Origin of the sequence: Specibacter sp. NPDC078709, from assembly GCF_040686795.1 — a bacterium.
Lineage (GTDB): Bacteria > Actinomycetota > Actinomycetes > Actinomycetales > Micrococcaceae > Specibacter.
In genome coordinates, this window is the sequence record NZ_JBFBLU010000001.1 from 575,969 (window position 1) to 598,980 (window position 23,012).

The 23,012-nt window shown below is 58.2% G+C and carries 20 protein-coding genes; 11 read left to right on the plus strand and 9 right to left on the minus strand.

What is annotated here, in order from left to right; genetic code table 11:
* The first annotated feature begins 382 nt into the window (after nucleotides 1-382).
* The 3 genes from AB0P14_RS02495 to AB0P14_RS02505 are packed head-to-tail and all read left to right on the plus strand — an operon-like array spanning nucleotide 383 to nucleotide 4,007.
* Nucleotides 383-2,098, plus strand: coding sequence for an NERD domain-containing protein (locus tag AB0P14_RS02495; RefSeq protein WP_363837261.1), 1,716 nt, complete (start codon nucleotides 383-385; stop codon nucleotides 2,096-2,098).
* Nucleotides 2,086-2,571: a hypothetical protein gene (locus tag AB0P14_RS02500; protein ID WP_363837264.1), complete on the plus strand. Its 486-nt coding sequence runs from the start codon at nucleotides 2,086-2,088 to the stop codon at nucleotides 2,569-2,571. Before AB0P14_RS02495 ends, AB0P14_RS02500 begins: the two co-directional genes overlap by 13 nt.
* Nucleotides 2,568-4,007 carry a PD-(D/E)XK nuclease family protein gene (locus tag AB0P14_RS02505; RefSeq protein WP_363837267.1) on the plus strand — a complete coding sequence of 480 codons (1,440 nt, stop codon included), beginning with the start codon at nucleotides 2,568-2,570 and terminating at the stop codon, nucleotides 4,005-4,007. Before AB0P14_RS02500 ends, AB0P14_RS02505 begins: the two co-directional genes overlap by 4 nt.
* Nucleotides 4,008-4,028: 21 nt before the next feature.
* On the opposite strand, the gene AB0P14_RS02510 is transcribed toward AB0P14_RS02505, so the two are convergent.
* Nucleotides 4,029-4,688 (minus strand): NUDIX domain-containing protein, encoded by a 660-nt coding sequence (locus AB0P14_RS02510; protein WP_363837270.1) that lies wholly within the window; start codon nucleotides 4,686-4,688, stop codon nucleotides 4,029-4,031.
* 110 nt (nucleotides 4,689-4,798) lie between these two features.
* Between AB0P14_RS02510 and AB0P14_RS02515 the strand changes: the two genes are divergently transcribed.
* Both AB0P14_RS02515 and AB0P14_RS02520 read left to right on the plus strand, forming a co-directional pair.
* Nucleotides 4,799-5,713 (plus strand): DUF6569 family protein, encoded by a 915-nt coding sequence (locus AB0P14_RS02515; RefSeq protein WP_363837273.1) that lies wholly within the window; start codon nucleotides 4,799-4,801, stop codon nucleotides 5,711-5,713.
* Nucleotides 5,714-5,789: 76 nt separating this feature from the next.
* Complete coding sequence (locus AB0P14_RS02520; protein WP_363837276.1) at nucleotides 5,790-7,301, plus strand: ADP-ribosylglycohydrolase family protein; 1,512 nt, start codon at nucleotides 5,790-5,792, stop codon at nucleotides 7,299-7,301.
* Here the strand turns inward: AB0P14_RS02520 and AB0P14_RS02525 are convergent.
* Together AB0P14_RS02525 and AB0P14_RS02530 are read right to left on the minus strand one after the other, a co-directional pair.
* Nucleotides 7,298-7,687 carry a hypothetical protein gene (locus AB0P14_RS02525; RefSeq protein ID WP_363837279.1) on the minus strand — a complete coding sequence of 130 codons (390 nt, stop codon included), beginning with the start codon at nucleotides 7,685-7,687 and terminating at the stop codon, nucleotides 7,298-7,300. The genes AB0P14_RS02520 and AB0P14_RS02525 overlap by 4 nt on opposite strands.
* Before the next feature lie 207 nt (nucleotides 7,688-7,894).
* Entirely contained in the window at nucleotides 7,895-8,566 is a 672-nt protein-coding gene (locus tag AB0P14_RS02530) for a DUF6308 family protein (protein WP_363837282.1), read from the minus strand.
* A gap of 165 nt (nucleotides 8,567-8,731) precedes the next feature.
* Between AB0P14_RS02530 and AB0P14_RS02535 the strand changes: the two genes are divergently transcribed.
* Nucleotides 8,732-9,691 carry an RNase H family protein gene (locus AB0P14_RS02535; protein ID WP_363837285.1) on the plus strand — a complete coding sequence of 320 codons (960 nt, stop codon included), beginning with the start codon at nucleotides 8,732-8,734 and terminating at the stop codon, nucleotides 9,689-9,691.
* Between the two features lie 25 nt (nucleotides 9,692-9,716).
* On the opposite strand, the gene AB0P14_RS02540 is transcribed toward AB0P14_RS02535, so the two are convergent.
* Entirely contained in the window at nucleotides 9,717-10,028 is a 312-nt protein-coding gene (locus tag AB0P14_RS02540) for a hypothetical protein (RefSeq protein ID WP_363837288.1), read from the minus strand.
* Between the two features lie 301 nt (nucleotides 10,029-10,329).
* Here AB0P14_RS02540 and AB0P14_RS02545 point away from each other — a divergent pair, with 301 nt between their 5' ends.
* The 3 genes from AB0P14_RS02545 (at nucleotide 10,330) to AB0P14_RS02555 (ending at nucleotide 14,407) form a co-directional block, all read left to right on the plus strand.
* Nucleotides 10,330-12,855 carry a sigma-70 family RNA polymerase sigma factor gene (locus AB0P14_RS02545; protein ID WP_363837290.1) on the plus strand — a complete coding sequence of 842 codons (2,526 nt, stop codon included), beginning with the start codon at nucleotides 10,330-10,332 and terminating at the stop codon, nucleotides 12,853-12,855.
* A 150-nt stretch (nucleotides 12,856-13,005) separates the two neighbouring features.
* The gene (locus tag AB0P14_RS02550) at nucleotides 13,006-13,479 is read left to right on the plus strand and encodes a hypothetical protein (protein WP_363837293.1); all 474 of its coding nucleotides are present in this window, start codon (nucleotides 13,006-13,008) and stop codon (nucleotides 13,477-13,479) included.
* A 112-nt stretch (nucleotides 13,480-13,591) separates the two neighbouring features.
* Nucleotides 13,592-14,407, plus strand: a complete 816-nt coding sequence (locus AB0P14_RS02555) for a TspO/MBR family protein (protein ID WP_363837295.1) — start codon at nucleotides 13,592-13,594, stop codon at nucleotides 14,405-14,407.
* A gap of 48 nt (nucleotides 14,408-14,455) precedes the next feature.
* On the opposite strand, the gene AB0P14_RS02560 is transcribed toward AB0P14_RS02555, so the two are convergent.
* Nucleotides 14,456-15,955: a SulP family inorganic anion transporter gene (locus tag AB0P14_RS02560; protein ID WP_363837298.1), complete on the minus strand. Its 1,500-nt coding sequence runs from the start codon at nucleotides 15,953-15,955 to the stop codon at nucleotides 14,456-14,458.
* 262 nt (nucleotides 15,956-16,217) lie between these two features.
* Between AB0P14_RS02560 and AB0P14_RS02565 the strand changes: the two genes are divergently transcribed.
* Nucleotides 16,218-16,385 (plus strand): hypothetical protein, encoded by a 168-nt coding sequence (locus AB0P14_RS02565; protein WP_363837301.1) that lies wholly within the window; start codon nucleotides 16,218-16,220, stop codon nucleotides 16,383-16,385.
* A gap of 60 nt (nucleotides 16,386-16,445) precedes the next feature.
* Entirely contained in the window at nucleotides 16,446-17,057 is a 612-nt protein-coding gene (locus AB0P14_RS02570) for a PH domain-containing protein (RefSeq protein ID WP_363837304.1), read from the plus strand.
* A 66-nt stretch (nucleotides 17,058-17,123) separates the two neighbouring features.
* Here the strand turns inward: AB0P14_RS02570 and AB0P14_RS02575 are convergent, their stop codons facing one another.
* From AB0P14_RS02575 to AB0P14_RS02590, 4 genes are all read right to left on the minus strand, one after another.
* Nucleotides 17,124-18,848, minus strand: a complete 1,725-nt coding sequence (locus AB0P14_RS02575; RefSeq protein ID WP_363837307.1) for an ABC transporter family substrate-binding protein — start codon at nucleotides 18,846-18,848, stop codon at nucleotides 17,124-17,126.
* Between the two features lie 84 nt (nucleotides 18,849-18,932).
* A complete protein-coding gene (locus tag AB0P14_RS02580; RefSeq protein WP_363837310.1) occupies nucleotides 18,933-21,044 on the minus strand; it encodes an ABC transporter ATP-binding protein in 2,112 nt (703 codons plus the stop codon).
* Nucleotides 21,037-21,963, minus strand: a complete 927-nt coding sequence (locus AB0P14_RS02585; protein WP_363837313.1) for an ABC transporter permease — start codon at nucleotides 21,961-21,963, stop codon at nucleotides 21,037-21,039. Before AB0P14_RS02585 ends, AB0P14_RS02580 begins: the two co-directional genes overlap by 8 nt.
* A 2-nt stretch (nucleotides 21,964-21,965) precedes the next feature.
* Nucleotides 21,966-22,949 carry an ABC transporter permease gene (locus AB0P14_RS02590; RefSeq protein ID WP_363837316.1) on the minus strand — a complete coding sequence of 328 codons (984 nt, stop codon included), beginning with the start codon at nucleotides 22,947-22,949 and terminating at the stop codon, nucleotides 21,966-21,968.
* Nucleotides 22,950-23,012: the final 63 nt, after the last annotated feature.

Consider the following 23,012-nt stretch of genomic DNA (forward strand, 5'->3'; position numbering starts at 1 on the left):
CAGCGCCCGTCCATACTCTCATGACACCATCGATACTTCGGCCACAAAGTATCTGCGTTCTCTATCACAGGCTGAATAATTCTGGGTGTTGGAACCGTTTGAAGTGTATCTATTTAGGCACCAGTTCCATAGACGACGGCGCATTGGTTCCAAATCCGTCAATCGACTCTTGAATTGCGGGCCAGACGGACTTCAAACATACGTCCGATCGACTTTTGTCCTAGTTTATGGGGATTGCTTCGACAGAGACGTCCAACCGGTCTTCGTGTGCGGTATGAACGCGACAGGCTCCAAGCCAGATTTAGTCCAATGATGCAATTTCTGCAGGCTATCTTCCCGGTTAGGAACGGCGCCCTGCCGCAATACGGAGCCGCAGCCCTAAATGGGGGATGGGTCAGGTAGGTTGTTGGTAGGTAGACGTCGGATCGAGAGTAACCACGCCTTGCGCCTTATTCCGCCCGAACCTGATTTCAGCGATGGCCAACTTGCCGAAAAGGCCGTCTGGGATGTCCTAAAAGCGTTGCTGCCTGACGACGTCGTCTTGGTCCACTCGGTCCAGGTACGGCACGGACGGGCGGAACACGAGATCGACATTCTGGTGCTCTGGCCCGGCGTAGGTCTGGCAGCCATCGAGGTCAAGGGTGGCCTAGTTACTAATGAGCACGGCCAGTGGTTCCAATCCGGTGGAGCTGATGGCAAACGCAAACTGAAAGACCCGCTGGCCCAGTCCCAAGGTTCCCAACATGCATTCAAGCTATGGCTGCAAGACCACATGGGAATACTGCTGACCAGCAGGTTCGTTTACATGGCGGCATTCCCCTACTCGTCTGTTGGCCCAGACTGGGTCAAGTCCGGCAATCCTCGAGTCCTGTTTCTAGATCAGAACGATCTCAAGAAACCTGCCGAACTGATTCGCCACGCTATCGAAGACGAAGGAAACGGCACAGGACCGCTAGCTAAGCCATTCTTGGAAAGAATTATCCCCAAGCTCGAGGGAAATCTTGACCAAGCCAAAAATGACGCAGCCGGCTATGGAGAAGATGAAGATAAGCAGGATCACCTGACGGAGCGGCAAAAGGTCCTCCTTTCTGCGACTCGTTCATTGCCTCGCATCAGGTTCACCGGCGGTGCCGGGAGCGGCAAAACCTGGCTGGCGGTGGAAAAGGCCAGGGAGCTGTGCAAATCGAGAAAACGCGTAGGTTTATTTTGCTACAACAAGGGACTTGGCATGTACCTGTCCAACCAAGTCAGCGGCTGGCGACAGGCCCAGCCCGCATTTACCGGTGAGTTCCATGAATTCGTGAAGTCCCTGGGTGTCCCCGACGGCGAGGGGCAAGACTATTACGATGTGGAAATGCCCCGGATTTTGAAAGAGCTCGCCGCCGACCTTCCGGAGAATGAAAAGTTCGATGCCGTGATCGTTGACGAGGCGCAGGACTTTGCACCTCTGTGGTGGGAAGCGCTGCGTGCCTGCCTGAAGGATCCTGAGGAGTCTGAAATCTATGCCTTTATGGATGATGGCCAGGACGTCTACAAGCGCTGGTCCAGCGACGCTGCGATATCCGACCTCCTACCGATCCACATTGACGAGAATCTGCGCAATACAAAGAAGATTGCCGAAACCTTCAAGGGCTTTGCTGGGGATAAATTCATTTCCCGGGGTAGCACCGGCATGGCTGTCCGGATGGTCGAATGCGCTACGGATGCCGCTTTGGACGTTGCGAGTAGCTGCATCGATGCACTCATCGAAGACGGCTGGACCAATAACCAAATTGCCCTACTGACAACCAAAAACCGGCATCCAATCCATCTGGAATACTCTGACCGCAATGAAATCGGTGAGTACTGGCGTGAATTCCATGCCAACGAAAGTGAGTTCTACGGTCACGTCTTGGGCTTCAAAGGTCTTGAACGCTCCGTTGTTATCCTGTGCATCAATGGATTCAAGGATATGGAGCGAGCAGCCGAGCTGCTTTATGTTGGGCTTTCCCGAGCACGAACGTTGCTGGTGGTTGTTGGCGACACGGGGCTGATCGCCGAAGCCGGCGGAACGCAGCTACGTTTAGCTCTTTCGCGGGCACGGCAGTGGAGCCCGTAATCGCCCGGCGGACCGTGTTGGGCACGGCCGGAATTGCGGCTCTTGCCCTGGCCGGCTGCACCACAGATGGCGTGCCAGTGCAAAAGCCCACCACCGTTGCTGCTCCGACACCGACGGCGAGCGCAGCACCCACGGTGAGTCACCCGGCGTCGAACTCTTCATTTTTTCTGGCGACACTGGCGCACACGGACAAGATCGCGCGCATCGATCCGGAGAACCAAGACAAGGACGCGGTTGAATTCCTCACTGTTGGTGCGGCACCGTGGGGCATTGGGGTCCACTTCCCCACCCATGCCGCTTATGTGGCGACTGCGGAGGGCTTGGCGGTTGTAGATTTGGCGACGTTCACCCGCCGCTCCTTAGTGCCGTACCTGCACCCAGCGCCAGAAATTAGCCAGGGCGAGTACCGTCCGGGTGGGCTGGGCATGGCCGTTGCGCCGGACGGATCAGTCGTTTCGGGGGCATCAACTTGAATGATTCAGCAGATTTCCAACAGCCTTTTGAAGGAACAGGTTCTCCCGTCGTCATGTTTGTCATCAGCAAGAGCATCCACCAAGCCAACACGGAAGTTGATCTCTATGACATGACTCGAGGCAACTGGCGTATCGGATCAAAGAGCCGTGATAGCGCTGAGATCGCACTTGGAATCGCTGACGGAATCATTCACAGTGCCTACAAAATTGATTCCTGGGGAAACAGCAGTGAGCGGTATGCTCCCGAAGTCGCCAAGGGGCTTGAGAAGCGCTCCTACTTTAACGGGCACAAATCCTTGGAAACGGATGCTTGGATCGGATCCAGCGTCCGTCACCTCGCGCCGAGCACAGGCGCGGCCAATCCTGTTCGGTTATTTCTCAACGGTGTTCCTGCACCTGTGCTGCCTTCACGTGCCACTTTTGCACAGCAGCTTGCCGAAGAACCGTTAGCTCAAATCATGTTCGGCAATAAGGAGTTGTTTCACTCCAATATGCTGGCTTGGATCTTCCACGCATTCCCCGATGAAACGGACCAGGTGTTCGGATCATTCGTCGAGGTCGGAGTGGGAAGTGGCGAACGCCGCGTTGAGCGTGAGAAGGAGAATATTTACCTCGTCTTCCACTGGCCAGACAAAGATCCATTAGTCATCGAGAATAAGGTATTTTCCGTACCCGGCCCGAAACAACTTGATAGCTACGCCAAGAAGGCGTCCAAATGGGATAACAGCCCTAGCAAGATGCTACTGCTTAGTCCTACACGTTCTGGATTCATTGAAGATGGCTACCAGACGCGCTATACCAACAAGTCTGGTCGCGCCTTGGAGTGGGAACATCTCAGCTTTGAAAGGCTGGCCGAGCTCCTCCAGCTCGCATTTGATGGTCGAGAAACCAGTTACGAAGTCGAAACGGTACAGCGATACTCGACCGTTTTATTTGCCCTAGGTGGTCTCGTTGGCACCGCCAGAATCAGCAGCGTTGATGAACGGGTCGCCGATCACATCAACAATCGTCTCGTACGCCATGGACAGGCCCCAACTGCGTACAGCCTTTTTAGCAACGCCCTGCCCGGCGTCAGCAGTTTCTTTGAAGTTCAAAGCGGAGGTCGACAATTCAGCGCGGGCTGGCAATACCAGCAGGGGCAGTTCCGCCTGGCTTTGGTCCTCCCCCACCTTTCGGGCAAGGGCCCCGACAGTAAGAACACCCGGGCTGCCTTCGCCAGACAAAACCCACAATTCTTCTCCTTCGACCATTTGGATCGAATACTAGGGTCGTCAGACGCGCCTCTCTCTCATAACAAGAAGGGCAAAGCTGACGGAGAGTTCAACCATTTCGACCCCGATTTTGTCTACCGCTACAAAAAACTGCCGAACATGACGGTGGAGCAGGTAACTCTGGCCGCAGTCGCGCATGCCGAGTATCTATCTAGCTGGGCGTAACTCATCGAGTCCAGAGCCGGTTTAGCGAACCCTGAACAACGCGGCTGGCCGGCCCTTTGCACCATCTGACATCTCTCCCGTACCTGCCAAGTGCGGTTCCATGGCTCTGCGGAAGGTGTCCCGTTGCAGCGTCTCCCCCAACACGGATTCGTGGACCAGGCGCAGGTCCTTCAGCGTGAAGGGTGATTGAAGCAGCCCACCGGGATCTGGTGTTGTCGCGTACCGGCTGCGGACCTGTTCCACTGCGAAGCCAATGATCTGAGCATGGTCATAAGGAAGCTCGCTGTTGTGAATTTCCTCGACGGCCACCACTGTTGCCCGTTCACTTTTTAGAGGCTCAAGCAGCGCCGACGCTGGCAACACGTCAACATGAGCCACGGACAAAACCCAGCCACGCGCATCCCGTCCGGGTTCATCAAAAACGTGCAGCTGCTGCGGAGAACGCCCAGTAACTCCAGCCTTTTCGCGAAGAGAGCGAAGGACAGCGTCAGCCAGCTTCTCCCCCGGATGGAGGAAGGTCCCCGGCAAAGCCCATTCGCCCCCAGGTGAGTGGACCAGGAGAACTTTCAGACCGCCGTCGTGCGCTGTCAGTAGTGCAGTGTCCACCGCGACTGAGGGTCGGGGGTAGTCCTGCAAAGTCTTGCCAGGCTGGTCCGTGGGCAACTCATGGGAGGAAGTCATAACTCTATTTTGCGCAGACTTGCGCAAAGTGTGCAACATGACTTACCTTTGATTTAGCGCAGAAATGCGCAAATGATTATTTCACCGAGATTAGCTAAAGGAGAACCGCCATGAAACTGCCCCAACTTCACGTAGGCTTCGGCACCCAGTGCGGATCGGCCACCATCTTCCCGGTCTGGGCGGATTCCCCTGAAACACAGGGCTTGGTGACAGGTTCCGAGACCCAACTGGTAGTCCAAGAACTTCCCACACCGGAGGTCGGCCGACTGACCGTCACCAACATGGGCGCCAAGGCGGCTCTACTGACGGAGGGGCAGCTGCTAGAAAGCGGCCAGCAACACCGCATCGCGGAGCAGACGGTTCTCATTGGCGCATCAGAGACTGCCGTCATCAATGTCCTGTGTGTAGAAAAGGGCCGATGGAGCGGAAGCGCAGAGCACCGCAGCTCCGGACGACGCGCACCGCTTCAGGTCCACGCCGGACTTCACAGGACGGGAACTGACCGCCAAAGCGACGTCTGGCACCGAGTTCACCGCTATGAGGGAAGCCGCACCACCAGCGCCACTGGCTCCCTGCTGGATCACCTCGACCAGCCCCGGCCGCAGGACATTGTGCTGCCGAACATCGTGGACGGCCAGCGCGGAGTCATCATCGGTTTTGACGGGCGGGTCTTGTCTCTGGAGCTCTTCGGATCTCACAAGTTGTTCCGCCAGCACTACGCCGAACTCATGGAATCCATGGTGCCGGACCTGCTGCTTTTCAATACGCCTGCAGGCCGCGGTGCACCAGCGATAGTGCGGGCGCAGTCTGCCAGGGACTTCATTGTCGCCATCGCCTCCAACGGTTTTGTTTTCCGAGACCATGCCGAGCACCGCAGCGGAAACCGCACCATTCCGGCACGACGCTTTGAAGGTAACCACCCCCAGCTGCCCCTCAAGGGCGTGAGTATTGAGGGAACGGACGGCGCTGATCCGCAGATTGCCCACCTCATTGCGTGGAACGGCAAACACAGCATGCTTGCCTAGCCAGCAACTCCGGCTCAACAGATTTCAGGGCCTTAGCGGCCCGACCACAAGCTTTTGAGAACCGTAAGGGAGCACCATGAAACTCACCACCGCACAGCTCGACCGCGCAGCCGGCGTCCTCGTTGCCACCGCAGCAGGCGACGCCCTCGGCGCGGGCTACGAATTCGGCCCCGCACTCCCCTCCACCACGCCCGTCACCATGAAGGGCGGCGGCCCCTTCGGCTTCGCCCCTGCCGAATGGACCGACGATACCTCCATGGCGATCGTCATTGCCCACTCCATCCTTGACGGGTTCGACGCCGGACACGCACCTTCCGCTGGCACCACCCTCGCATCGATGGTCACCGGTTGGCAGGCGTGGGCCGCTGAGTCCAAAGATGTGGGCGCACAGACGAGTTCCGTCCTGCACCGGGCGGCTCGTCTCATGGTTGATGGCCTGGGCGCCGACGCCGCTGCCTTCGCTGCAGCGCGTGCTCACCACGAGGCAAGTGGGCGGTCTGCCGGCAATGGTTCCTTGATGCGGACGGCTCCGGTCGCCTTGGCGCTGCTGGACTCAGATGTTGCCTTGTGGGACGCCGCAGCTCAGATCAGCGGGCTAACCCACTACGAGCTCGACGCCACGGAGGCCTGCCAGCTGTGGACTGCTGCCATCCGCCACGCTGTACTGACGGGTCGGCTGGATGTGCGGATTGGCCTCTTGCAGCTGGACAGCGAGCGAGCGCAGCTGTGGCTCGAACGGATCCGGACTGCTGAAGCATGGCAGCCACGTGACTTCACCCAGAATGGCTGGGTGGTGGAGGCGTTCCAGGGCGCATGGTCTGCGATTCACCACGGTGTTGCCGCGGCCGGATCTGTTGGCCCGGAGGCGCTGCGACTGTCCTTGGAGAATGCCGTTCGAGGCGGCAACGATACCGACACCGTTGCAGCTATTGCGGGCGGACTCATCGGAGCCGCTGCTGGCTACTCCGCTATCTCTTCTGGATGGCGCCGGAAGCTCCATGGCTGGGGTGCCGACGGCGAGCGCGAGCTCGTAGCGCTGGCACTGGAACTCGTTGCAGGTGGGAACCGACCGGGTTCGTGGCCGCGTCTTTCAGCTGTGGATTACAGCGGATGGCGGGGAATTGGCACGGTTGTGCAGCACCCCGATGATGCCGGCGTCTGGATTGGCGGCTCAGCGCAGCTGCCGTTCCTCGGTTCGGCTGAGGCCGCCACTCGCGGCCTGCCGGCAGCGCTGGGTGAGGTGTCCGCCGTCGTTAGTTTGTGCAGGGTTGGGCAGGAAGAGGCTCCTGCCATCGCGGCCGAGAATCACGCGACATTTTGGCTCATTGACAATGCCGATTCGGCTGAGAATATCCATCTGGAGTTTGTGTTGCGGGATGCGGCGAAGGCGGTGGCCCGGTTCCGTGCCGAAGGCCGGACCGTGTACCTGCACTGTGTCCAGGCCGAGAGCAGGACGCCCACGGTTGCCGCGCTGTATGGGGAACTGCTGGGAGGGCATGCCATGGAGTCGTTGGAGCGGATCCGCCGCACACTGCCCAACGCCCAGCCGAATGGTGCGTTTATGAAGGTGCTGCGGGGAACTGCCTAGTCACCCTGGGCAGGAGCAGGCGTTTCCTCAGTGGCATCGGGGAGTGCGGCGAAAAACGCGGCCCGCTTAGCAATCCAGTCGGCTCGGTATGGATAGCGGGCATCTGCCATGTCTGCCTCCAGCACTGGCAGTGTGGCGGGCGCAAGCTCGGCGGCGTCTTGATCTTCAGTTGCGTACCCAACGCCCCATGGGAGGACAAAACGGTTGCGGAAGGTTTCGAGCCACAACACCACTAGATCTCTGTCGCTGGCGATGGTCTCTTCAGTGACGCTTCCTCTCTCGTGCCGGATGATGATCCAGCTGCCGCCGGTGCCCCGTTTGGCGGCGAATTCGGGATCCTGCCCCCAGTAGCAATCACCCCATTTTTGTGTGGGAGTGCCAGGCACTGCAGCCTCTTGACGTGGCGCCGGTACTGCTGTGCCGAGCCACAAGGAAGAAGCGGGATGGCCCCCCTGGGGCTGCCCCACGGCGCGGTTTTACTCAGGAAACTTATGTGGTCCAGTTTCTTCTCGTACGTTCATGCTTGCCATTCTCAAACGAGCATGGCAAGCATGAAGAATAGGCTCTTCTAGGACGGCTGAGTCCGGTCCCGTCTATTTTTTCTTCGCCGTTGCTAGCATTTTGCCGTGCTTCCACAGAACAACATCCATGATGCGCAGTGCTGAGGCCTCGGAGGCGACGCCCGATTTCAGTTGAATCTCCTTCAACCGCTCGGGCAGTCCCGATCCGTCCGTCAGTACCTCATGCCAGAAGCTCCACTGCTTGTCAGAATTCTTCATTTCCATCACTGACCCGATCACGGCATCATAAATGGGAATCAGCAGCGGACGCTTTCGGGCCATGATTTTGCTTGCCGTAGTGGGACCAACACCCCAACGCTCCGCATCAGATTGACGCAGAAGCCTCCAGAGCTGGATGGCTGCACTGTCCTGATCCAGCGTTGAGGCGAACTCCTCGACAGAAAGGTTAGCAAGCTCAAGGTGGGCCGGGATCTGCTCTAGCAACTCGGAAATCTTCTCCTTGTAGGTTTCCAGAATCCCAATGGCAGCAGGTGCGGGGACGTTGACGGAGAGGAACGTCACGGCAATCAGGTCATTGGCTGTGATGGTGTTGACCACCTCAGGTGCGTCACCGCCACCCATCCATGATTCGAAGCGGGCACCAGTCTGGATTTCGCCGCGCTTGTACGTCTCGGTGTAGTAGTCCTGGACCAGTGCCGCGGCTTGCTCGACATGGGCGGAATCTAGGATCTTGGGTAGCTTCATGGTCTCAATGAACCACAGGGGTCCGACATCGCAAGATTGTTACGACCCCGAAGGGCGACATTCCCCTACCGCTCTGCATGGTCGCCACTCCGTCTGCTCACAATGTCAGTCCCTGCCCCTAGGCTCACACTCAATAGCCACATCGACGATTCAGGGAGTGCCCTCATGGACAGCAGCGCATCAGCAACAGTTGCCACAGCGAGCCGCAAGCTGCCGCTGCCCGGGCCCGGACTCCTCGGATTGCGGCCGGCCTTCATGGAAGTTGGGGCCAGACACGGTATTACTGCTGCGGTGCAATTCCGGTGGGGCCGCTGCGTGTGGGTTGTTGTGCGGACCCAGGGTGCGGATGTTGTTGAAATGCGTGTTGGTTCCAGACTGACGCCCAATTCCAAGGACCGATGCGGAGGGCAACTCGCAGAAATTCTGGCTGCCATCAAGTCGCTCCAGCCTGGCAGTGACGTCCCGGTCTATGCGGACACGCTGAGCGATCTTTTGGAAGCTGCCGGCATCACAGTCAGCCCATTGTTTCCGCCGGCCGCAGCGACTGCAGCTATTGATAGGGCGGTTCCCGAACACATTGAATCGCTGCTCACCAACCTTGTCATCGCTACCGATGCGTCCAAGGGCACCCGTAGCTCGTGGCGCGGCCACGGTTGGGTCATGGACTTCGGCTTGGACAGCCCTCCCATCTTGGGGCTGCGGACCAGCCAACATGGAAACATCCTGAAGGCCGAGCTGCACTCCATTTATCTGGGACTGTTGGCCGCACGTGCCCGGTTCGCTGGCACGATGGACGGCCGCTGCGCTGTCACCGTACTTTCTGACAACCTGACCGCTGTCAATTTGCTCACCACCCACTCTGCTCTTCCTTCAGGTCTCAGTACTGGTTGCCGCGAAGAAGTGTCGGCCATCCGTGCACTGACGCAGAAGTCTCTGGTGGCGTTCCAGTGGGTCAAAGGCCACGGCAGCAACGACCTCAACAACACCGCAGACAGGCTCGCTGTCTTGGCCCGCCGCGCCAAGGAAGCAGAACTGACAAACGCGCAAAGAAACGTGCTGTTGTCAGGTATTCAGGAGTCGGTGCTGGGACTGGCTGGCCAAGGGTCACTGGCCCTGGCGGCGTAGGATTTTTACACGAGGTTGAGGCGGCTCAGCCTTTTGCCGGGTTGTCCAGATTGGTGTTGGCAAAAGCCCGCACAGACGCTTTCCCATTGAATCGGTCCCACACGTCAACCGCATTTTCGGTGACGTGAGCAGTGCCGGCGTCGGCAGGAACATCTAGGTGGTCGTGGGCGACCCATTCCCCGTCGAGGCGATACACGCTGGTGCCAGCAGATTCGTCCGTTTTAGCGAGGCGAATGGCACGACCATTGGCACCGGTTAAGTAGTACTTCACCGCGCTTGGCACGTAGTGCTTGCGCGCATCATAGGAAAAGTACGGTTCATCATCGAGGTATTCCATCGATGAGTCCAAGGCCCCCGGGTGCGCCAAATGGTCTGTCGAGCTCGTCCAACCTCCGCTCTCTGCGAATTGTCGCCGCGTCGCCCGTAGGCTTCCCCAAGTTGCGTCCATACTCCACATAGCCAGTCCATTCTCGGCAGGTCATCCATGCAAAATTACGGGATGTCTGTCGATTCTCACCGGAAGAATCTGGCCCGTCAAACGCATACTCAAAACTTTTGTAACTCTTGAATGTCAGACCCTCCTCCTAGTCTGAGACCACCATCACGTTCCGGTGGACTGCGCAGGAAAAGGAGTCATCATGACACAGGTAGTGGACACACCATTGGCAAGTGCCGACGAGGTCCTTCATGACAGCTTGCCGCCCATCCTACGGAGCATACCTGCCGCAGCCGATTACGGTTTCCTCTACCCCTGGCAGCACGAGGCGCTCGACGCTTGGCATAACAATGCTCGCCGTGGCGTCATTGAAGCTGTCACGGGTTCCGGCAAGACCCGCCTTGGTGTCGCGGCTGCCCATGAGGCTGTCCGACAGGGCATCAAAGTACTCATTCTGGTCCCCACCGCAGAGCTCCAGCGTCAATGGCTCGCTACCCTAAAACGCGATTTTCCCGCCGCGTCCACTGGACTATTGGGCAACGGTCGCAAGGATTCTCTGGACGATGTGGATGTCCTCATCGCCATCGTGCATTCGGCAGCGACGCACCAGACGCTGCGTGTCCACAAAGCCGGGCTACTGATCGCCGACGAGTGCCACCGCTATGCGGCTCCCCTCTTCGCCGCGGCGCTGGGTCAGGGCTACAACTGGCGTTTGGGATTGACTGCCACGTATGAGAGGAACGACGGCGGCCATCATGAAATGTTGTCGCCCTACTTTGGCGGAGTGGTCTTCAACCTTTGGTATGACAGGGCATTGCGTGACGAGGTTATAGCCCCGTTCGATATCGCCTTGGTCGGTGTTGAGCTCACACCAGCTGAGCGCGCTCAATACGACGAACTCTCCGACACCATGTCCAAGGCCGCCCTATACCTGAAGCAGTACGCCAACGTGCCATCAACGCCATTTCCCGCGTTCATTGCCGCCATTGCAGCGTTGGCCGCCTCGGCGTCATTGACAGCTGAGGCAGGATTGGCTCGCAAATATATGAAGGCTCTGTCCGCGCGTTTGTCCTTATTAGCCGAAACCAAGACCAAGGGGTTGGCGCTGGCCGCACTGCATCAACCCGTTGCAGAGTCGGGAGGCACCTTGGTGTTCACCCAGACCCAAGCCTCTGCCCGCAGCGCCCAAGATATCTTCCGCACGGTGGGTTGCACCGCTACGGCGATCTACAGCGGCATGCGTCCCGAGGAACGCAAGCAGGGACTCGTTAATTTCAGCAATCGCGATGCCCAAGTATTGGCTGCTCCTCGAATTCTCGATGAGGGCGTGGACGTGCCCGAGGCAGATTTGGGCATCATCGTGGCCGCCAATCGCAGCCAACGTCAGATGGTGCAGCGGCTGGGACGAGTGATTCGTAAAAAGAAAGACGGGCGTGTTGGTCGGCTCGTGGTGCTGTTTGCAATCAATACCGTGGAAGACCCTGATGTGCAGGGTGAAGAATTCTTGGGCCGTGTACTTCCCTTTGCGCGTCGTTATGAGTTCTTTGAAATAGTCACCGATCTGAAGGAGATCGAAGATTTCCTGAGGTACCCGGAAATTGAAGTGCCGGATGATGCCGCATCAGTTGGCGGTAAAGGTGAGGCCACATCCGGTGATGAGAGGTCCACTCCTTCGCCGCAACCGGAACCCGACGTTGCCGTTCCGAAACCGGCTGCTCCCCTGTTTGAGCTGCCAGAGGAGGACGACGACGATGAGCCGGTCGAGTTGTTGGCTCACGTTACTGGTCTCACGGACGACATTGTGGCCGACTATCTCAAACGGATTGGCAAGTTTCCACTTCTCGATGCAGCCGCCGAGGTGGATCTAGGTCAAGCTATCGAGGCTGGTTTGATGGCCTCTTACAAATTGGAAAACTGCGCTTTGGACTCCCGCCGCGACCGCCACGACTTGGAAAAGCTGGCCCGGTTTGGTGCCAGTGCCCTTGACACGATGACGAGCGCAAATTTGCGGCTCGTTGTCTCCATTGCGAAGAAGTACCTAGATCGCGGCCTCGATTTCATTGACATCATCCAGGAAGGAAATCTGGGCCTGCTGCGCGCCGTCCAGAAGTTTGATTACACCTTGGGCAACAAGTTCTCGACCTACGCCACTTGGTGGATTCGGCAGGCAATTACTCGTGCCATTGCTGATCTTGGGCGCTCCATCCGCGTTCCAGTCCATATCACGGAACAAATCAACAAGCTGCTCTCCGTGAGGCGCCATCTGTCTGTGGAGTTGGGAAGGCCCACAACGTCAGAAGAATTGGCGCAACAACTCGATTCCACCGTGGAAAATGTTCTCAAGCTCCTGAGGTACGCTGCCCCGGTGTTCTCCCTAGACATACTGGTTCCCGACGGTCGCGGCGGATCAGAACCATTATCGGAGCAAATGTACGACCCGCTAGAGGCCACAGTTCACGAATACGCTGAGCGCACGGATATGCGTGCCGCCTTGCATAGCGTCCTCGATTCCCTCAGTGAACGCGAGGCTGGAGTTATTTCTATGCGATATGGCCTTGGCGACGGGGAACCAAAGACCCTTGACACAATCGGGCAGATTTATGGCGTCACTCGCGAGCGCATCCGTCAGATTGAATCCCTAACCATCAAAAAGCTCAGGGAACCCGGTTACTGCACTGCACTTGGGGAGTTCGTGGATATCTCTGCACCTCAAGAGCAAGTGGCCTGACCACCCGAGGTGAGGGCCCGGCGTCGTACTTCCTCCGCGCACTTCATAGGCACACTTCCTAGTCACCGCGAGAAACCGAGCCGCCGCACCCTAGGACCTATGGTTAAGGGACCAGCCGGCCCTGAGAACTATGGAGATCCTGATATGGCAATGAGTTCGAGCAGTGGCAGCGGAACGGTGCTGATCGCCGATTTCGTGAACGTTGACGCCGCGGGCAAAGTCAACATCATTGGTGGCGGGATTCAGTTTCTGGGGTCTGATCCGGAGTCCGGGCTGACCGCGCCGTTTGCCGTGTACGTAAACATCACAGTCACGATTCCGATGTTTGAAGAGACGTCGGCGGTGGTGGAGGTGTTGCTCGTGGACGCCGATGGGCAGCCGGTCACTCTTCCCGGGCCCGACGGCGGCAACACCATGGCGTTCAAGCAAGACGTTGATTTTCGCCATTCTGCCAAGCCTGAGATGCAGCAACCGCCCATGGGGTTTCCGGGGACATCGAACATTGTGCTGAACTTCCCCGGCGGGCTGCCGCTACCCACGGGCGCCACCTACGAATGGGTGGTGCTGCTGGACGGATCGCGCCTTACCGCGAGCACGTTCTTTGTGCCGGGGGCGGCGGAGTAGCCGGCATTCATCCGGCCGCGGCTAGTCCCCAGGCCTATGCATACGGACGATTATGTGCTGGCAAGGCTCCAACTCCATGACGCAGACCTCGCCCGGACGCTAGGGTGAAAGGATGAACCAGACACCAGCAAAAAACGACACCTTACGCCAGCTAGTAGTTGCCGCAAGCGCCGTGGTAGCAATCATTGGCTCATTCATTGGCTCCGGCGCAGCGGGGGGCACCCAAATTCAGAACGCCTCAAACGGGGCGCTTTCAGCTGATTCAACGCTCATTGCACCAGACGGTCCGGCATTTTCCATCTGGAGCGTCATCTACTTGGGATTGGTGGCCTACACCGTCTGGCAGTTCCTGCCTAGTCAGAAAACCGAGCACAGGCATCGCCTACTGGGCTATCCCGTGGCGGCATCACTGCTGTTAAACGCCGCATGGATCCTCAGCGTTCAATTTGATCTATTGCCGCTCAGCGTGCCGATCATTGTCATCCTGCTCGCTGTTCTGGCCTATATTTTTGTGCTGATCCTTCGCCACCGGCCCACAAACACCGTGGACGCCATCATCACCGACGGCACTATGGGCTTGTATTTGGGCTGGGTTTGCGTGGCAACAGCAGCTAATATTTCCGCCGTCTTAGTGGCCGCTGGCTTCAACGGCTTCGGTGTAAATCCAAACGCTTGGGCCTTGTTTGTTCTGGCCGTCGCCGCTGCCGTTGGAATTGCTCTGGCCATCTATGGCAAGGGCCGGCTGGCTCCGGCCGCAGCGCTGAGCTGGGGCCTAGCTTGGGTGTCCGTTGCTCGTTTCAGCGGTGATCTCGTGTCCACGCCTGCGGCCATAGCGGCAATGGTGGGAGCCATCCTGGTGGTTGCTTTCACCGTGATCATCCGTTTGCGCACTGCGACCAACAGCTCACCCGGCACTCGGGTGAGCTGACCGCTGTCGTACTTCCTTGTCAGGTGAGGGGCTCCTGCTGCAGGAAAATTAGCCGCCCAGTTTTCCGGCCAGGCGCTGGCGCATCTGAGCGCTAGCGTCGTTCATGCCGACGATTTCCACGTCCTTGCCGTGGCGGCGGTACTTGTCGGTGATGGCGTCCAGGGTGGCGCTGGTGGAGGCGTCCCAGAGGTGCGAATCGCTCATATCGATGATGACGCGTGCCGGATCTAGCGCGTATTCGAACTGAGTGTAGAGGTCATTGGAGGACGCGAAGAACAGCTCGCCGTTGACCACGTACGTGACACTGTCCTCGCCTTCCACGCGTTTGACGGTGACAAAGTGGGCCACACGCCGGGCGAACATGACCATGGCCAGCACGGTGCCGGTGCCCACACCAATGGCCAGGTTGTTCGTGGCGACGGTAGCGATAACCGTGGCAACCATGACGAAGGTTTCGCTCTTCGGCAACGTTTTGAGGGTGCGGAGGCGGATGCTGTGCCAATCGAACGTGGCCCAGCAGACGAAGATCATGACGGCGACCAGGGCGGCCATGGGGATCAGCGAGACAATATCGCCCAGCACCACCACCAGGAGTAATAGGAAGACTCCGGCGAAGAATGTGGAGATGCGGGTCCGCGCGCCGGAAGCTTTCACATTGATCATGGTCTGCCCGATCATGGCGCAACCGCCCATGCCGCCGAAGAAACCGGTCACGATGTTGGCCACGCCCTGGCCCCACGCTTCACGGGTTTTATTCGAGCGGGTGTCAGTGATGTCATCCACGAGCTTGGCGGTCATGAGGGATTCCAACAGCCCCACGAAGGCCATGGCCAGTGCAAATGGGAAAATTGTCTGTAGCATCTCCCAGGTGAGCGGCACGTTCGGGATGAACATGGTGGGCAGCGAATCCGGCAGCTGGCCCTTGTCCCCCACGGTCGGAACCGCGATGGCCGCCAAGACCGTGACCAGCGTCAGCACCACAATTGCCACCAACGGCGCGGGCACCACCTGGGTGAAGCGCGGCAGCACGAACATGATCAACAGCGCCGCTACCACCAACGGGTAGACCAGCCACGGGACTCCGATGAGCTCGGGCAGTTGGGCGAGAAACACCAAAATGGCCAGTGCGTTGACGAAGCCCACCATGACCGAACGCGGAATGAACCGCATCAATTTGGCAACACCAGACAGCGCCAGAATGATCTGAATGGCGCCCGCCAGAATGACTGCAGCAATGAGGTAATCCACGCCGTGGCTCCTCACCAAGGGCGCGATCACCAACGCCACCGCACCCGTCGCCGCCGAAATCATGGCAGGCCGTCCGCCGGTGAAGGCAATGGTCACAGCCATGGTGAAGGCGGCAAACAGCCCAATTCTGGGATCGACGCCGGCAATCACGGAGAAGGCGATGGCTTCCGGAATCAGGGCCAAACCAACTACCAGCCCGCCGAGAACTTCCGTTTTTAGACGGCGCGGTGACTTCAGCGTTCCCCACACCGATTGCAACTGCTCAGGTGTTGGGGTGGCCGTTGGCGGCTTGACGGCCATGGGTGGGTCCTCTTCAGCTTCGTTGGGGTGGATTACTGGTCCGCTCGCGGTGCGGAACGGACCTTGATCCATGCCCGGGGTGAGTCGCGGTTGCCTCGCAGTTGCGTCACGGTGTCTCGAATGTGTCTTGGTCGCTTCTCGGGTGAGCGAAAATAGGCTGACTTCCGGGCTTCTCTACTTTAACGCACAACTGAAACTTTGGTGGAGCCCTGGCTTCTCTTGGCCCCTAGCAACGTCATATCCCCACGGCTAAGGTGGAGTTATGAGCACAAATTCAGATTTTGACGACAAAGACCTGATTCATGAAAACACCGCCCCTGATGCACTTGGTGAGCTCTACTCGGAACTGGTGACTCCGGACATTGAAGAGATCAACGAACATGCAGCCTCGTTAGAAGCCGAGTCGGAAACCGAGCCCGATAGGCTCTAGGCCTCACGAGCCGCCAGCTTGGATCTGTGCTCAGGCAAACTCTGGCATCCTTGAAAGATCATGGAATCAGTCTCCGCCGCCCTGCCCACCGTGTCCGTCTATTCGACCCCCACCCGCGTGCTCGGGGCAGTGGTGCTGGCCATCTGCGCAGCCCTCGCCCTTAACCTGATCATGGCCGGCACGCCCAGCTCCATCTGGCATTTTCTACCGTGGCTACTGTTTGTTGCGTGGGGTATGTTCGTTCTCCTCTGGCGCCCATGCCTACTGGTACGCCCCGACGGCCTGACCGTGCGCAACATCCTGCGCGAGCACACCATTCCATTCAGCGAACTACGCTCCCTGCGAGTGATCCACACCCTCACCCTCGACACCACCGCCGGGCGCATCACCAGCTGGGGCGCACCGGGCGCTGGCAAAACGGGCCCTCAATTCGCCAGAACTGGAGCGGCTAAGCTGCCCTCACTCCCCCGTACACAATCCATCATCCAAACTCAGTGGGATGTTTGGGAGCGCAACAACAGCCTGATGATGCACGACGCCGAGACCTCCTCCCAGCTTTCCCCCGCCTCCCAGCCGGGCCAGCTGGGCAAGGTGAGCAGCCGCTGGAACGTGCTCATCGTCGTCGTCGGTGTCTTTCTGCTGGTTCTGGGAGTCATCAGTACCCTCAGCTAGAACGCAAAAAGTCAGGCCCGGCCAGCTCTTCACGAGCGGACCGGGCCTGACATTTTTAGGACTTACTTAGGACGTGAAACCCACTGTGGTCCAGTCCATCGACTGGAACTGCGCGGCACCGTAGTTGACCAGGTCCTTCTTCACACCGTAGGTGTTCGGTGTGGGGGTCAACGGGATGACAGGGGTGTAGGCGAAGATCGTCTTGTCGATCTCGTTGGCGAGAGCCAGACGTTTTTCCGGATCGAGCTCACCGTTGGCCTTAGCCCACATTTCACCCAACTTCTCATCGGTGACGCCGGAGAAGTTCTGACCAGCATCCTTCGGGTAGAAGACGGATTCCGTGCCAGCAATCGGGTACGCCGTGCCCGACCAGGCGAAGCCGGTGAGCTCGAAGTTGGACTTGAGTACGTAATCGGAGAAGAACTTATCCTCAGGGACAGTGTTGTTCTTCAGGGTGATGCCCACAACCTTCAGGTTGGCCTGGATCTGCTTGAAGATCTGCTCTGACACTGGGTTCTTGGCATCGAGGGTGTAGGTCAATTCCAGCTTTGCGCCGTCCTTTTCCTGGGTTCCGTCGGCTGCCTTGGTGTAGCCAGCCTCCTTCAGCAGCTCTTCAGACTTCGCGGTGTCGAAACCGATGACTGCGGTGGCGTTGTCCTCGTAGCCCTTCTGGCCCGGCATGAAGATGTAGCTGTTCTGGCTAGCCACCGGAGCCCCAATGGGCGACAAACGGCTGGCGGAGATAGTGTCGCGGTCAATGGCGCGGCCTACGGCCTGGCGAACCTTGACATCGGCCAGCGGTCCCTTGGAACCGTTCATCGTGACGTGATTCCAGGTCAGGCCACCGGATTGCTGGACGGTACCGTCGTCGCGCTTCTTGGCGGTTTCATAGTTGTCCTTGCTGGTGCCAATGCTCATAGCATCGAGTTCCTTGTTGGCGTAGGCCTGAGCCAAACCATCGCGAGAAACAACTTTCATGATGATCTTTTCCAGCTTGGGCTTCTGGCCCCACCACTTGTCATTGGGGACCAAAGTAACTACCTGGCCGGTGGTGTCAACGTTTCCTACCTTGAAAGGCCCGCTGGAGGGCAACGGCTTTGACTTGTAGTTCTCGTTGAATGCCTTCACATCCCCAGCAACAGCTGCCGGCAGAACAGCTACTTGCGACGATCCGGCTGTACTGCCGCCAAGGATCGAAGGCCAGTCTGCATTCTTGTTCTTGAAGGTGATCTTGAAGTCGAAGTCGGTATCGCCCTTGGTCACCGATTCAATGTCCTTGAAGACGTTGTCGCCCACAATTTGGTAATCCTTGTTGCTGCCGTTGTTGGCCTTAATGGTGGCGTCGTAGTCCTTGTAGGTGATGGGAGTGCCATCTTCCCACACAGCCTTCGGGTTCAACTTGACCTCAACAACCTGAGGATCTTCACTGGCTAGCTTCACGTCCGTGGCGTAGTCCTTGTTCAATTCCCAACCGCCATCAGCTGTGTTGCGGACCGGACCACCCGTGGTGGGGTCAAGGATCTGAGCAGCGGCCTTGACGTTGCCGTCCACCTGGAGCGTGTTCCAGTTATCCGGCAGCTGATCAACAGCCAGCGTCAGCGTGCCGCCATCTTTGACCTTGGCATAATCGGCCACAGTCCACGCCGTCGTGGGCAGAGTCGCCGTTTCTGCTGCACCTTTACTGCTGTCAACGGTGGGCTTGTTGTCCCCGCCGCCGCCAGCGCTACAACCAGTGACGGTGAGGGCAAGGGCCAGAACACCTGCCCCCAGCATTTTGTTGATGTGTTTCATTTGTTTCCTCCCAGTGAGTGAACCTTCGTAGTTACAGATCTTGCAATCCGAAGGCTCTTTGGTTTTGGTGGGTCTTTGTCTGCGTTACGCAGGGGTCATGAGATCTATGTGCTCAGCGTGATGGCAGGCAACGTCACTTCCATTCACTGACCTATTTTGAGGATCAATGGTGCGGCACATTTGTTGTCCTGCCTCATCCATAAGCCGGTATAGCGGGCAACGGGTGCGGAAGTTGCAACCCGTTATGTCTTCGGTGGGGCTGGGCAGGTCTCCATCCAGAATGATTCTGGTGCGGCTGCGCTCTACAGCAGGATCTGGCACGGGCACCGCAGACAGGAGCGCCCGCGTGTAAGGGTGCTGGGGATTGTCGAAAATGTTCTCTGTTGGACCGCTTTCCACAATCCGCCCCAGGTACATGACGGCAACGTCGTCGGCGATTTGCCGCACCACTGCCAAGTCATGGGCCACGAACAAGTAGGAGAGCCCCAGTTTTTCCTGCAGGTCTTGGAGCAAGTTGATGACGCCGGCTTGAATGGAAACATCCAGCGCTGACACTGGCTCATCCAGCACCACGATCTTGGGATCGGTCACAAGCGCCCTGGCAATGCCGATTCGCTGACGCTGACCTCCGGAGAATTCATGGGGATAGCGTGATGCCATGGAGGGATCCAGACCCACGAGTTCGAGAACATCCGCCACTTTTTTCAGACGCTCCTTGGCCCCAATACCGTGAACGGTCAGTGGCTCGCCCACAATGTCCTGGACCGGAAGCCGCGGATCCAAGGACGCCATGGGGTCCTGGAAAACCACTTGAATGTCTTTCCGTAACGCCCGTCGATCTTTAGCCGAAAGGCTAGCCACGTTCTGGCCATTGATCTCCACTTGGCCAGCTTGAGGCTTGGCTAGTTCTAGGATCTCCATGATGGTGGTGGACTTGCCGCACCCGGATTCGCCCACCAGTCCCAGCGTCTGGCCGGCTCTGATGTGGAAACTTACCCCGTCCACTGCACGCACGGTACCAATGGTGTGTTTGAAGATGGATCCCTTGGAGAGTGGGAAGTGCCGCTTCAATCCGGAAACGGCCATGATATTCTCCGGTGCCACATCAGCACGTTGGGCAGCAGCCACGGGCTCCGGTACGGGATACAACGTCCTCCGGTTTAGTTCACCACTAGCAATCTCCTGGATCCGTAGACAGGCCGAGGCGTTCAGCGGTTCATTGTTGATCATGGTCAGTGGCGGTTCTGTGGTGCGGCATGCATCAATGGCTACCGGACACCGTGGCGCGAAGGGACAGCCCGGCGCCAAGTTACTCAACTGCGGTGGACGCCCTTCCAGAGGGACCAAGCGAGTATGGCCGGCCGTGGCGAGGTTCGGCATGGAACGCAACAACCCAATGGTGTAGGGCATGGACGGAGCCTGGAAGACTTGATCAACCGTTCCAGTTTCCACGATCCGTCCGGCATACATCACAGCGAGCCGGTCAGCATTGCCAGCCACCACTCCAAGATCGTGGGTAATCAGCACCACCGCAGCACCGGTGAGCTCCTTTGCTTTCTGGAGCACCTCGAGGATTTGCGCCTGAATGGTGACATCCAACGCCGTCGTTGGTTCATCGGCGATGATCAAGCGAGGGTTGTTGGCGATGGCGATGGCGATCATGGCGCGCTGACGCATGCCGCCGGAGAACTCATGGGGGAACGCCTGTGCACGGCGTTCGGGGTTGGGAATACCCACAATTTTCAGCAGTTCCACGGCACGGGTGTTGGCGGCAAGTTTGGAAAGTTTGCTGTCGTGGAGTTGGAGCGCCTCCGCGATCTGCGTACCAATGGTGTACACCGGGGTCAGCGCGGACAGCGGATCCTGGAAGATGATGGAGATGCCGTCGCCGCGCAACTTGGATAATTCTTTATCGCTGCTGCCCAGCAGGGACTTCCCTTCAAAGAGGATGTCGCCGGAAACCTTGGCTGATGAGGGCAGCAGCCCCATCACGGCTAGCGAGGAAACTGATTTTCCGGAGCCGCTCTCGCCTACGATGCCAAGGAATTCACCCTTATCAACGTGGTAGTTGACGCCTCGGACGGCTGTGACCGCTCCGCCGGGTTGCGGGAACGTGACGTGAAGATCGCGTACTTCCAAAAGGTGGTTGGAGGCCTTGAGCGGGCTGGTTGTTGCAGAAGTAAGAATCTCAGTCACGGTTGACTCCGGAGGTAGGGTCCACGGCGTCGCGCAAGGCATCGCCAACAAGGCTGGCCGAGAGCACCGTAAATACGAGGATGGCCGCGGGGAAAATGAAGAGCCAAGGCCTGGTCGCCGCCGCGGTTTGGCCCGCGGAGAGCAGCGTCCCCAAGGAGACATCTGGGGCTTGGATACCAAAGCCGAAGAAGCTCAGGGTGGTTTCACTCAAGATGGCACCACCAATGCCCAGCGTCGCATCAATGATGAGCAGTGAGGAAACGTTCGGCAGGACGTGGCGACGAATGATGGTCCAGGTATCAACGCCCATAAAACGCGCGGCCTTGATGAAATCGCGTTCGCGTAAGGATTTGGTCTGTGCTCGGATCACGCGGGCCATGATCATCCAGCCGAAGCCGGATAAGAGGAAAATCAGGGCCACCCATGACAACGACTTGAAGATGGGGCTGAGGAGGATGAACAGGAACAGGCTGGGCAGAACCAGCAAAAGATCGATGATCCAGACCAGAATCCGGTCCCACCAGCCGCCTAAGTAACCAGCAACTGCGCCAATAATCCCGGCAATGATGGCGGCCAGCGGACCCACCAAGAGACCAATGATGAGCGACTTGCGAAGGCCAACAATGGTTTGTGCGTAAATGTCTTCACCAATATCGCTGGTACCGAACCAGTGCAGGGCGGAAGGGCTTGAGCCCATGTTGTACACATCAAGATCCGTATAATTCCAAGCATTGGGCACTAGACCGAAGATAGCCCACAGGATGATGATGCCAAGTCCCACAATGCCCACCCAAAATCGTGGTGTGCTGCGCAGCCTGGAGAGGACCAGCTTGAAACGTGAGATCGGCTTTTTGGATTTAACAATGTCGGCACTAGCTGCGGTGACATCAGGAACGGAAACTTCTTCCAGCATGGACATGCTTACACCCTCACTCTCGGGTCAAGGGCGGCGTAAACAACATCGGCCAGGGTTCCGGCAATTAAGATCAAGACGGCATTGAACAAAATGGCGCCAGTGAAAGCGTTGATGTCGCTTTGGGAGATGGCCTGCACCAGCATCTCGCCCATGCCGTGCCAGCTAAAGACCAGCTCGGTAACGGCAGCCCCGGCCAGGACTGTCGCGAAGGAGTAAGCAAAATATGTGGACATGGGAATCAACGCCACGCGGACACCGTGCCGGATGAGTGCCGAGCCCCGAGTGCGTCCTTTGGAGCGAGCCGTGCGGATGTAGTCAGCGGAGAGCACATCAAGCATGGCGCTGCGCTGGTATCTGGAGTAGCCAGCGGCGCCCATGAGGGCCAGGGAAATGGTTGGCAGAAACAGATGCGCTGCACGGTCCCATGTGTGCACCCACCAACCGCCCTCCAGCCCTGCGGTGTATTCGCCGGTGAAGTTGATCAACTGGATACCCAGAACATTGTTCAGCGAAGTGGCTGCGATCATGAGCAGGATGCCAATGACAAAGGACGGCATGGCCAAGATGGTGAAGGAACCATAAGAGATGACTTGATCGCTGAGTTTGTACTGTCGCACAGCACCCCAGACACCCAGGAAAACACCTATCAGTGCGGCAATGATGGTTCCCAAGATAAGCAGACGCAAGCTGGTTCCGGCGCGTGCCGTCATCTCTGTGATCACGCTGGTGTTGTGGATGGTGTCGCCCAAGGATCCTTCGGTTACCAACCGGAGAATCCAAGCCCAGAGCCGTTCAATGACGGGGGTGTTGGGGTTGACGCCAAGCCCGTCCAAGATGGCGTTGATGGTCTCATCTGATGGGCGGGGGTTACGGCCAAGGTATCTGCTGGCCGGGTTCAAAATTAGGCTGGCTAAAACGTAGGCACTCAAAGTAGCGATCGCCGAGAGGATCGCGTAGTTGATAAACCGTTTTGCGATGAAGCCGATCATTGGATCAGCCTCCGCAATACAGCGATGGCAACAAGATGCGGCCTCCGCTGCGTGGGTGAGTGC

What these genes read in the sequence shown, in the direction of transcription:
- AB0P14_RS02495 (WP_363837261.1), top strand. Translation starts at nt 383, where the DNA reads ATGGGGGATGGGTCAGGTAGGTTGTTGGTAGGTAGACGTCGGATCGAG.
- AB0P14_RS02510 (WP_363837270.1), bottom strand. Translation starts at nt 4,688, where the DNA reads ATGACTTCCTCCCATGAGTTGCCCACGGACCAGCCTGGCAAGACTTTG.
- AB0P14_RS02515 (WP_363837273.1), top strand. Translation starts at nt 4,799, where the DNA reads ATGAAACTGCCCCAACTTCACGTAGGCTTCGGCACCCAGTGCGGATCG.
- AB0P14_RS02520 (WP_363837276.1), top strand. Translation starts at nt 5,790, where the DNA reads ATGAAACTCACCACCGCACAGCTCGACCGCGCAGCCGGCGTCCTCGTT.
- AB0P14_RS02530 (WP_363837282.1), bottom strand. Translation starts at nt 8,566, where the DNA reads ATGAAGCTACCCAAGATCCTAGATTCCGCCCATGTCGAGCAAGCCGCG.
- AB0P14_RS02535 (WP_363837285.1), top strand. Translation starts at nt 8,732, where the DNA reads ATGGACAGCAGCGCATCAGCAACAGTTGCCACAGCGAGCCGCAAGCTG.
- AB0P14_RS02540 (WP_363837288.1), bottom strand. Translation starts at nt 10,028, where the DNA reads ATGGAATACCTCGATGATGAACCGTACTTTTCCTATGATGCGCGCAAG.
- AB0P14_RS02545 (WP_363837290.1), top strand. Translation starts at nt 10,330, where the DNA reads ATGACACAGGTAGTGGACACACCATTGGCAAGTGCCGACGAGGTCCTT.
- AB0P14_RS02550 (WP_363837293.1), top strand. Translation starts at nt 13,006, where the DNA reads ATGAGTTCGAGCAGTGGCAGCGGAACGGTGCTGATCGCCGATTTCGTG.
- AB0P14_RS02555 (WP_363837295.1), top strand. Translation starts at nt 13,592, where the DNA reads ATGAACCAGACACCAGCAAAAAACGACACCTTACGCCAGCTAGTAGTT.
- AB0P14_RS02560 (WP_363837298.1), bottom strand. Translation starts at nt 15,955, where the DNA reads ATGGCCGTCAAGCCGCCAACGGCCACCCCAACACCTGAGCAGTTGCAA.
- AB0P14_RS02565 (WP_363837301.1), top strand. Translation starts at nt 16,218, where the DNA reads ATGAGCACAAATTCAGATTTTGACGACAAAGACCTGATTCATGAAAAC.
- AB0P14_RS02570 (WP_363837304.1), top strand. Translation starts at nt 16,446, where the DNA reads ATGGAATCAGTCTCCGCCGCCCTGCCCACCGTGTCCGTCTATTCGACC.
- AB0P14_RS02575 (WP_363837307.1), bottom strand. Translation starts at nt 18,848, where the DNA reads ATGAAACACATCAACAAAATGCTGGGGGCAGGTGTTCTGGCCCTTGCC.
- AB0P14_RS02585 (WP_363837313.1), bottom strand. Translation starts at nt 21,963, where the DNA reads ATGTCCATGCTGGAAGAAGTTTCCGTTCCTGATGTCACCGCAGCTAGT.
- AB0P14_RS02590 (WP_363837316.1), bottom strand. Translation starts at nt 22,949, where the DNA reads ATGATCGGCTTCATCGCAAAACGGTTTATCAACTACGCGATCCTCTCG.